Raw genomic sequence first — 10150 nt, 5'->3', positions numbered from 1 at the left:
TAATCTTTTTGTAACTCATTTGTTAACAGATTTGTCTGCAAATCTTTCATAGCGTGACGATGGACACAAAATGCTAAATTTTTGTTAATTTGCAGATGTCTTAATTAGAAAACAACGATTAATGATGTTTTTCATAGTAATTTTTTATGCATATGAGTGAATTAACCAGCACAAACTGTCCAGATAACTCATTAATTTTGTGCTGATTAAATTCAGATAGGTAGCATGATTGGCTAAAAAATGACCAATTCTATTCAAGAGGCGTAGCGGAACAGATCCAGATCGCAGAATCCGGGGCGGGACCCCTTGTCGCCGGTGAGCACATCGGCCAGCAGATCAGCAGAGCCACATGCCATGGTCCAGCCCAGCGTGCCATGACCGGTATTGGTGTATAAGTTTTCAAGCGGTGTGCGGCCAATGATGGGTGTGCCATCCGGCGTCATCGGGCGGAATCCGCTCCAGAATTCTGCCTGACTGAGATCGCCGCCTTGTGGAAACAGATCCTGCACCACCATAGCGATGGTGTCTTTGCGTTTTTGAGGCAGAGAAGGATCAAATCCGGCTAATTCAGCGGTGCCTGCCACCCGAATACGATCATCAAAGCGGGTCATGGCCACTTTATAAGTCTCGTCCATCACGGTAGAGCGTGGTGCCAGATCTGGGTTCGTCAGTGGCAGCGTGAGTGAGTAGCCCTTGACCGGATAAACGGGGAGGCGGATGCCTAGCGGTCTCAGCAGCGGAGTCGAGTAACTGCCGAGAGCGACGACAAAGGCGTCGGCTTCTAGTGTGCCTTGCTTGGTGGCAACGGCCGTGATCCGGTTGTGCTCACGTTCCAGTGATTCAATTTGGGTGTCGAACAGAAATGTGACGCCATGCTGGCGCGCCAGCTCGGTAAGTTGCTGGCAGAACAGGTAACAGTCACCAGTTTCATCATCCGGCAGATAGAGACCGCCCGTGAGTTTTTCCTGTACAGGCGATAACCCTGGCTCCTGACGCAGACAACCGTCGACGTCCAGCAATTCATAGCGGGTGCCGGATTGCTCCAGCAAGCGTATGTCTTTTTCGATGGCTGCTAACTGTTTTTCAGTACGAAAGACTTGCAGAGTGCCTTGCTCACGCCCCTGAAATTCAAGTTGATGGGTATGCTTCAACTGAGTAAGGCAAGCGCGGCTGTGATTGGCGATGGCCAGCATGCGCGCCTTATTGATTTGATAACGATCAAGTTGGCAGTTGGCCAACATACGTGACATCCAGGTGAGCTTTTCAGCATTCATCCTGGGGGCAATTTTGAGTGGTGCGTGGCGCTGAAACAACCAGCGCATGGCTTTTTGCGGAATACCGGGGGCTGCCCAGGGAGAAGAGTAGCCATAAGAAATCTGCCCGGCGTTCGCAAAGCTGGTTTCTTCACCGCTGCGGGGCTGACGATCCACCACTGTCACCTGACAGCCTTTCTGACTCAGATACCAGGCGGTTGTGACGCCAACGACGCCACTGCCTAAAACCACGACTTTCATGGGCAATCTCCGAAATTGTTAATTGGCGCAATCATGTGTGGTTTACACTTTAGTAACAATCGATAAAAATTAGCGGTAGTGTTTAAAATTTCTAAACGCAGGATGGCAGGTGAAAGGAAGTTTAGCCAACGGACTGGCCACGTTTCAGGTTGTGGCCCGATACTCGACATTAACGCAGGCCGCTAAGGCGCTACACCTGACGATCGGAGCCGTCAGTCAACAACTGTTGCAACTTGAACTGCTGTTAGGGTTTAAGGTTTTTATACGCCATTCTCGTGGTATCCGCTTAACGGCGGAAGGTAAGCAGCTGGCCGCCGCCGTGACGCTGCACTACAGTGAGCTGGAGCGGGTGATTGACAAACTGCGTCAACCCGAGCAGGCATTTGCCGAAATCCGTTTAAAGCTCACGCCATCCTTCGCTTTCAAGTGGCTGGTGCCGCGTCTGGAAAGTTTCCATCGCCAGTTTCCACACATTCCGGTGCTAACCTTTGCGGAAGGCGCATTGGTTGACAGTGATAACCGTGATTACGACCTCGCCATTGACTATGGCCCGTTTCCTTATCATCGAGCCGGATCGGAATTGCTGTTTGAAGAATACCTGCTGCCGGTTATGAGCCCGGCGTACGCTAAGCGACACCCTGAACTGGCCTGTTCTCATGCCGCCTGGCAAGCGGTGACCCTACTGCATGATGCCATGCCATGGCAAAGTGCACCTAGGGATTACGAATGGCTCTATTGGGCCAGTCAGCAGAGAATGGATATCGAAACCAACCGGGGGCACTTTTTCAATCGAACGGATATGGCGATGTCGGCAGCTGAAGCGGGGGTTGGGGTGGCAATGGCACGCACAGCCCTGATTGGTGATGAATTAGACGCTGGACGCCTGGTTTCACCATTTCAACCGTTGGCGGCCAATGCCGGCTATTTCCTGTTGACGCGTGAAAGTAACGACAGCACTGAAACCTTCACCCAATGGTTGCGTGCTCTGTGTCAGCAGCGCGGCCAGTAAGTTTTAAGCCGAATCACAGCAACAAAGCCTTTATATTCGTAGGGCCTTGCTTGCATTGTTGTTGTCATAATGTGATCTAATGCACAGCATGACAGTTAAAAACCTGTCGAGTTGGATCTGACGACGCTGGGTAGGCAGAGTAAACCCGAACTTACCGCGAAAAACACCATACTATGAATACATCCGCTTCCCGCTCGCGCCTGTTGATGATGATCGCTGCGATCATCGCTGTTCTTTTTACCTTGTTTCCCGAAGTCAGTGTTTACCGTCTGGCCGACCTGACCCAGTGGGTGATAACCCGTCTTGATGATGAAGTGATTGTGCTATCCACGTTGGCTTTTGTTGCCTGTATGGCGATCTGTTGCTCACCGCTTGGAAAAGTACGGCTCGGAGACGGTGAGCCGGAATTTGGTTTCTGGCCATGGGTGATTATGCTTTTTACTACTGGCATGGGCTCCGGCCTGATCTTCTGGGGTGTGGCCGAGCCGGTGTTTCACCTGTCCAATATGCCGCCAGTCGAGCAGGTCGGGGATACGTATGATACAGCGCTGGCGTTAACTTATTTTCATTGGGGGGTACACGCCTGGAGCCTGTATGCATTGGCTGGCTTGCTAATGGGCTGGCTGGCCTACGTCAAACAGCGCCCGATGCGCATCAGCGCCTCTTTTTCGGGTTCCACACAACAGGGGTGGCTGCGGATCGTTGATCTGGTGGCTGTGTTGGCGATTCTGTTTGGTATTGCGGGGGTACTGGCCAATACCATGGCGCTGGTCGAGCAGGGTGTGCGCAGTATGACAGGAACCGAACAGGACCTGACGGCCATACGCATTGGTATGACAGTGGTGATCGGCCTGCTGTTTACTATCTCCAGTGCACTTGGGGTGAAGAAGGGGATTCAGCGTCTGAGCACATTTAACATCTGGCTGATGGTCGGCCTGTTCCTGTTTGTCTTTGTGAACACCAATATGAGCCAGGTGCTGACACGATTGATGAGCTCGACGCTGGCGTACGTTGAATTACTGCCTCAGGTATCATTTGGTGCTATTTCTGGTGGCGAGCAATGGAGCCAGGGCTGGTCGGTGATCTACCTGATCTGGTGGATTGCCTGGGCACCGTTTGTCGGCCCGTTTATCGCTCGGATCAGCAAAGGGCGCTCGATTCGTCAGTTTTTGGCTTGTACCATACTGATTCCGACCCTAGCGTCGATTCTTTGGTTTTCTGGTTTTGCGGGGGCTGTTTTTGAAAGTCACGTGTTGGACAGCGTTGTGGCGGCGGTCAATGATGATTACACCAAGGGATTATTTGTCTTTTTCTCCGCGTTGCCAATGAGTGATGTGTTATCGCTGCTGGCGCTGGGATTGTTGCTGACGTTTGTTATCTCCAGCTCGGATTCTGCGATCTATGCGGCAGGCATGTTGACCGAAGATGTGCGAACCAGTAGCAAAATTGCCTGGTCGGTGATCGTGGTCACGATGGGGATTGCTCTGGTCACGATTAATGATGTTGATCTCAACAAGCAGGTGGCGATCGCTGGCGCGATCCCGTTTACCCTAGTGTTATTGTCACAGTTGATGGCCGTAATGTTAGAGCCTCTGTTGCCTGTGGTGCGTCGCCGCTTATCAGGGACATCGGGGTAAGCCCTTGTTAACTGATTGAATTGTAGTTTATTAGGGGCGTTATCACGCAGCAGGTAACGTTTCTTAATAGTACTATCCGTTATGCTGAGTGCGCCAAAATGGTGGAGCTTCGTGCTCTTAGGAATACTCACACACTAACGACGTCGATATGAAGAAAACACTTTTTACGCTATGTGCACTTTTCTCTTCAACTGCGGCGTTCGCTCAACAGCCTCAGGCTTGTTCAGCGGACACTTCAGCCATGAGCCCGTCAGCAAAGCAGAACTATACGCAATGCTGTGAATCAGATAACGGGGAAGCATGTTACATGCATGCCTGGCGTGATCTGGAAGCGCGCGGTAAAAAAGATCAAGCCTCACTTTATTACCAACGCAGTTGTGATGCCGGTTACGCCAGTGGTTGCCGTACAGCAGGTCAGACAGCCCAAGTTCAGGAAGAAAAAGACGCTTGGTTCAACAAAGGTTGTGACCTGAAAGATCTCGACAGCTGTCTGGAAGTTGATCGTTTGCCTAACTGATCACGTTTGCCAGCCCGGCTCTGGGCTGGCACCTTGCTCTCTTCTCTTCTCTTCTCTTCTCTTCTCTTCTCTTTTGATATTCATCACTCTCCCTGGTTATTGCTGATCTATCCTCATCATGAATATTTCATTAAATTAGAGAAATACGTAGCAAAAAACGCACTCGAGCAACTATGAAACTTTGTTCTTAACATTGAGCTACTAGGCTAGGTTAATAATCGCCTTTGTTCACTCAATGGAGGGGGACATGAAATTCAGTCTACGAGTTAAAAGCTGGGTGCTGTTCGCCAGTGTTATACCTGTGTTGCTGGCGCTGTTTGTTTCCGCTTACAGCGCAACCCAAAGTTTGGATCAACTGAATCAGGAGCGCTTAATTGCTCTGCGAGATACCAAACAAGCCCGCCTGGAAAATCTGCTTGAGCGGTACAAAAACAATATGGGCGCCATTGCCGAGGTGATCACGTTTAACCTGCGTAACTTTGGTAGTCCTGAGTTTGATACCTTGATGCGGGATCTGAACGCCAACCTTGAGTTTTATGACGTGTTTGTCGTCAATCAGCAAGGGGATGTGGTGTATACCGCGGCCAAAGAAGCAGACTATCGTACCAACCTGGTCAACGGCCCGTATGCGGCATCTGGGTTAGGCAATTTATTCAGTCAGGTACGTCAGGGCAACAGTTTTGCATCGGTGGATTTCGCACCTTATGCGCCGTCGAACAATGAACCTGCCGCGTTTATCGGCAAGCCAATCAGTGTGGAAGGGGAGCGTTGGATGGTGGCGACTCAGCTGTCTATTGAGGGCATCAACAGCCTGATGAACCTGCGCAGTGGCATGGGGGAGAGTGGCGAAACTTACCTGGTTGGCTCAGACATGCGCATGCGCTCTGATTCTTTCCTTGATCCGGCCAACCATTCTATCAAAGCCTCCTTTGCCGGTAGCGTAGAAAAAAATGGGGTGTCGAGCCTGTCGGTGAAGCGAGCGCTAAATGGCGAAACAGACCTTAATATTGTCAATGATTACAATGGTAATCCAGTTATTTCCGCGTTCGCCCCCGTAGACGCGTATGGTCACCGTTGGGCTATAATGGCGGAGTTGGACAAGGCCGAAGCCGAAATGCCGATTTGGTCATTGCTCAAGCTGAACTCGGTGGTGCTGATACTGTCGATCATTGGTGGACTCGGGGCGGCGGTGCTGGTGACTCGGGCGGTCATGCGGCCACTGGGCGGTGAGCCGGATGAAATGAAAGCCTTAATGAGCCAGGTCGCCTCTGGTGATTTGCGGATTGATTTAGCTTGCGACGACACCCGCAGCGTGCGCGGCGCCTTGTGTCTAATGACGCAGGAACTAACGACCATCATCCGTGAAATCAGTGATTCAGCGTCGCAATTGGCGGCCACATCGGAAGAGCTCAGTGTGGTCACCGAGCAGTCAGAGAAAAATCTGCTCAATCAGAACCAAGAACTGGAGCAGGCCGTCACTGCGGTGAATGAGATGTCTGCCTCCATCCACGAAGTGGCAGAAAGTGCCAGCAAAGCGTACCACAGCTCCTCAGTGGCCAACGATGCTTGTCAGCATGAAATCGCCCGGGTTCGCAGTACGGTGACGATTGTCAATCAGTTGGTCGACCAGGTTGATAGTGGGAACAGCAACGTCACACAACTGGCCGATCAGGTCAAAGAGATCAACACCCTACTGGACGTGATTCGGGGCGTTGCGGAGCAAACCAACCTGCTGGCTCTGAACGCGGCAATCGAAGCGGCTCGCGCCGGCGAAAGCGGGCGCGGATTTGCGGTGGTGGCGGATGAAGTGCGCAACCTGGCGCAAAGGACACAGCTATCCACCGAGCAGATTGAAGAGATGGTGAAAAACGTCAACGCGCAAGCGGGGCAAACAGTAGAGATCATCGATAGCTGTAAACAGGTGGCGGAACAAACCATGTCTCAAGTGCGTGAAACTGGCGTTACGATAGAGAAGATTGTTGCCGCGGTCAGCGAAATATACGATCAAGCGGCTTCGGTGGGCAGTGCAACCGAAGAGCAGGCGACCGTTTCATCCGACATTGATAAGAGCCTGGTGACCATCAACGACATCGCTAACCAGAACGTTTCCGGTGCACATGAAACCTCGGCATCCAGCGCTGAACTAGCCAGAGTCGCCATGAACCTTAAAGGCATCGTGGAGACATTTAAGGTCTGAGCCATCGGACATGAGGTAACAAAAAGGGCCAACTCTTGCGAGTTGGCCCTTTCCAAACGTTTGGTGGGCTGGCGGGAGTTGAAATGGTTTCTCAATTTTCATAAATTCAGTAACTTATAACGATGTTACCAATTTGGTGTTGCATCAAATGTTACATCAATTTACCGCTTCAAAAGGAACTGAACCCGCGTCCATGTATTACTAAATCATTGAAAAATGCTAGCTTGTTATAGCAATTTAATCTAAAGCAATAGCGCTGATACTGAGTATTTTACCCAGCCTCACCATCTATTAGTAGCGATTTTAACACATCGGGAGAAGACGGTAGCATTCCGACTTTTAAGCCAAATGGTTTGAATACCTTGTTGAGAATCTCTGTATTGTAGCTGCCCCGATCATTCTCTATATCTGAGAGTGTTTTTCTTGAGACATCTACAAGTCTTGCGAACACATCCTGTTTGAGTCCCAGTATATTAATGCGTAAACTTTTCAACGCTTGGCCTTGTGTTAGCTCTCCAAGCAATAAGTGTTTGATGATTTTGTTTGCCTCGGTTTTGCGTTCTGCTGCACTTACTGCTTTGGCGTTTTTTGAGGTTTTCGATCTAGTCGGAGTATTAAGTGGCGATCGTTCTTTGGTTGAATGAGTTGTGTTCGTCCCAGTCTTGGGCTGATGTTGATTTCGGTTTGCTCTTAGACGAGCAACTGTATCTTGTACGGACTCTTTATTGCTTGGCTTATTCATAGTAGCCCCCATTTAGTGAGCTTTTCTGATATATGATTAAGTCCAACGGCTGGCATCTCTAAGATTTGTTCTGGTACTCCTCGTAATGCTAGTCTCTGCTTTAAATCAATGCATTTACTTGCAGTAACCTCTAGCTCTTGTAATAACACTTCTTTTGGCACGAGATCAGATAAGGTGTCCGCTATTCCTACGAAGTCGTAAGTTCCGCCAACCTCTAGTGGGGCTTTCCATTTTGTTGTTCTTGGAATGCCTTCAGGATCAGCTTTCATTGGTGCGAAGTCGTAAACGGGAGCAAGCTTTATGACTCCATCACCTTTTAAGAATGAAGTGTTTCTGCCATGGTTATCACTATTACCAAACAAGATGTTGAGTAGATCTCTCTTCACCCATTCAATGACGAAAGCTTGGGTATCAAACCTATACCCTTGGTGTTTAACCATATTGCTTTCAGTAATTTTTTCTATGAGAGTTCGGATTGTTGTTTCGTGATCAAGAGTGACCCCAGCGCCTTTGTTCAAAATGGAATACACAGATTCCATGCCAAATCTCTCTATTTGTTGCTCAATAATTTGAACATCAAATCGAGGAAGCCACAAGGAAGGGTAGTTTAATCCTTCCTCCAAGCGCATACCGTCGGTGGAGATCGTTTCAACTCCCATTTCAGTTAGCTCGTGGTAGAAGTAGAACTCAGCTCTTAGAATATTACAGTCGATGGTGCTTCTTGAGCCTCTAGGGTACTTTACTAAGTAATGTAAGTCGTGGTTGCTATTGTCATCTTGGTATGGGTCAATCCATATTTTTTCGCTGCCAGATCCATGATCGAAACCACATCGGAGGATCAGTTTTGGCGCTTCACCTCCAGCCCCTGTTGCACCACCTGCGGCTGCCCCTCTTTGCTGTGCATAGTCGAGGAAATCACCTGCTCGATTTTTAACATCATCAACAGAGAAGTAGAGGTTGTCTGCTACTTCGTAGCGCTCAGGAAGAGAGTCTTTTATTCTTAAGTTACCAATAGGCGACATTGTGCCAAATTTGAGCAAAACATAGTCTTGTTCATCAGAACTAAGGTCTTCAATATCTAGGTGTTTGACCCAGTATCGTCTACTCGCGCCACTAGGCATAATATCGTCTAGAAACTTTAACCATCCAGGTTTACCCATGGCATCAAAAAAGAATGAGACAGGGTGGTTTAGTGAAACAGCGTGAAAGTCATCTTTATCGTGATGTTCTAGCGCATAGTCGCTGAGGTAGTTGAGTTCAGTCACTCGGAAATTATGTTGGCTACTTTTAGGGAATGAGATGATACCAATATCTATCCATTCACCTCTGATAAAAGCTTGTACGGTTAGTTCTTCCATCGACAACACCTCTACTTATCAATGAGTAAAACTTTACTCTTAAAGTCATTTTTTTTCAAGTTATGAGTGAAATTTTACTCATAAATGAGTGGCGAGGCTCTTTATGAGTAAATGATTACGCATGGATTGTAAGTCAAAATTGTTGATGAGCAGAATGGATTATTTTAGCTATGAAAGCTGCTATGGGGAGTGGGGCGTTAATTGTTTGTTCAGTTATGCAGGTTGTCCATAATAAATGAACAGTTGCCTTAAATGAACAAAGTGAATGAGGAGATTAAGAATGGCTGCTACATACAAAAATACAGTTAATACACTTTAATGCGCGTAAAAGTGTTTGAACGTTACTTTTTAATGCGCATAAAAGTGTTGTTTGCTGTGCAGATAGATGATGAACCTGTACATAATTCCTAGGGTCTTATTCACAAGGTGAGCAATGAGCGAAGTTAGAAAGCCCTAGCGGACTTTCAGATGCCGAAGTGTTGGCTAGCTCTTGAGATCAACTCATTACTCAACCCTGCATGATAATACGGAGCATAATCGCTGCTGGCATTTTGCTCGAAAGCAAAAGCTTCTTTAGAGGGAAGGTGGTGAGATATTGCTAGATCAACTTTCTATGGAAAGTTGTTAATGAATGCTTTGTGCTGCTCTTCAATCATTTGATGGCTGATGTACTTTGTATCATTCATCAGTTCTGAGTACGCATCAATCAGTGCAGACGAGTATGTGTGGATAGGAAACCAAAGTGTTCCTCCATAAATGCTACACCCATCTAAATTAATTGACTCATTATCCAGAAAAAACAAATTCTTAGTTGTGTCACTATGCACCTTAAGCTTTTCTATTGGGGAGTATCTACTGTCTGTGGATCTTATTGAATCTTGTTTGCGCAGATAGCCAGAACGGTAAGATTTACTTTTACTGCTGTACCATTCGTGATTTCCCGCAATGAGGACAACGGCTCTAAAATAAGAACAAAGAACATTTTTTATATACGCAATTCCATTTAGCGCATTTGCCGTGTCACCAGCAATAATCAAAACCGCGTCATTATCGAAATTATGTCAGAAGCTTCGATGTATGCCGTGTAAATCTAAGTGCAAATCAGATACCGCGTAAAATTTCAATGTATCCACCTAGCTGAGTTTGTAAATGTGTCATTTGCGTACAGTATCCCCC

General features: G+C 48.0%; 7 protein-coding genes and 1 pseudogene. 4 read left to right on the top strand and 4 right to left on the bottom strand.

Annotated elements, in window-relative coordinates:
* Window positions 1-254: 254 nt before the first annotated feature.
* The gene (locus tag CAG65_RS16150) at window positions 255-1514 is read right to left on the bottom strand and encodes a D-amino acid dehydrogenase (RefSeq protein ID WP_161454291.1); all 1260 of its coding nucleotides are present in this window, start codon (window positions 1512-1514) and stop codon (window positions 255-257) included.
* A gap of 109 nt (window positions 1515-1623) precedes the next feature.
* On the opposite strand from CAG65_RS16150, the gene CAG65_RS16145 reads away from it, so the two are divergent.
* The 4 genes from CAG65_RS16145 (at window position 1624) to CAG65_RS16130 (ending at window position 6874) form a co-directional block, all read left to right on the top strand.
* Entirely contained in the window at window positions 1624-2523 is a 900-nt protein-coding gene (locus tag CAG65_RS16145) for a LysR substrate-binding domain-containing protein (protein WP_161454290.1), read from the top strand.
* 173 nt (window positions 2524-2696) lie between these two features.
* Window positions 2697-4160, top strand: coding sequence for a BCCT family transporter (locus tag CAG65_RS16140; protein WP_161454289.1), 1464 nt, complete (start codon window positions 2697-2699; stop codon window positions 4158-4160).
* A 148-nt stretch (window positions 4161-4308) separates the two neighbouring features.
* Complete coding sequence (locus CAG65_RS16135) at window positions 4309-4677, top strand: hypothetical protein (protein WP_161454288.1); 369 nt, start codon at window positions 4309-4311, stop codon at window positions 4675-4677.
* A gap of 247 nt (window positions 4678-4924) precedes the next feature.
* The gene (locus CAG65_RS16130) at window positions 4925-6874 is read left to right on the top strand and encodes a methyl-accepting chemotaxis protein (protein ID WP_161454287.1); all 1950 of its coding nucleotides are present in this window, start codon (window positions 4925-4927) and stop codon (window positions 6872-6874) included.
* Window positions 6875-7145: 271 nt separating this feature from the next.
* Here CAG65_RS16130 and CAG65_RS16125 read toward each other — a convergent pair whose 3' ends face one another.
* The 3 genes and pseudogenes from CAG65_RS16125 to CAG65_RS22285 all read right to left on the bottom strand — a co-directional run.
* The gene (locus CAG65_RS16125) at window positions 7146-7628 is read right to left on the bottom strand and encodes a helix-turn-helix transcriptional regulator (RefSeq protein WP_161454286.1); all 483 of its coding nucleotides are present in this window, start codon (window positions 7626-7628) and stop codon (window positions 7146-7148) included.
* The gene (locus CAG65_RS16120) at window positions 7613-8974 is read right to left on the bottom strand and encodes a type II toxin-antitoxin system HipA family toxin (RefSeq protein ID WP_161454285.1); all 1362 of its coding nucleotides are present in this window, start codon (window positions 8972-8974) and stop codon (window positions 7613-7615) included. Before CAG65_RS16120 ends, CAG65_RS16125 begins: the two co-directional genes overlap by 16 nt.
* 485 nt (window positions 8975-9459) lie before the next feature.
* Window positions 9460-10098: pseudogene (locus CAG65_RS22285) on the bottom strand (metallophosphoesterase); the annotation flags it as partial.
* Window positions 10099-10150: the final 52 nt, after the last annotated feature.

This window comes from Vibrio sp. V39_P1S14PM300, assembly GCF_009904765.1.
In the GTDB taxonomy this organism is placed as follows: domain Bacteria; phylum Pseudomonadota; class Gammaproteobacteria; order Enterobacterales; family Vibrionaceae; genus Vibrio; species Vibrio proteolyticus.
Note: the sequence above shows the minus strand (reverse complement) of the source record. Positions and strands in the feature narration are given on the sequence as shown.

Coding starts and splice junctions, on each gene's coding strand:
- CAG65_RS16150 (WP_161454291.1), bottom strand. CDS start 1,514: ATGAAAGTCGTGGTTTTAGGCAGTGGCGTCGTTGGCGTCACAACCGCC.
- CAG65_RS16125 (WP_161454286.1), bottom strand. CDS start 7,628: ATGGGGGCTACTATGAATAAGCCAAGCAATAAAGAGTCCGTACAAGAT.
- CAG65_RS16135 (WP_161454288.1), top strand. CDS start 4,309: ATGAAGAAAACACTTTTTACGCTATGTGCACTTTTCTCTTCAACTGCG.
- CAG65_RS16130 (WP_161454287.1), top strand. CDS start 4,925: ATGAAATTCAGTCTACGAGTTAAAAGCTGGGTGCTGTTCGCCAGTGTT.
- CAG65_RS16140 (WP_161454289.1), top strand. CDS start 2,697: ATGAATACATCCGCTTCCCGCTCGCGCCTGTTGATGATGATCGCTGCG.
- CAG65_RS16120 (WP_161454285.1), bottom strand. CDS start 8,974: ATGGAAGAACTAACCGTACAAGCTTTTATCAGAGGTGAATGGATAGAT.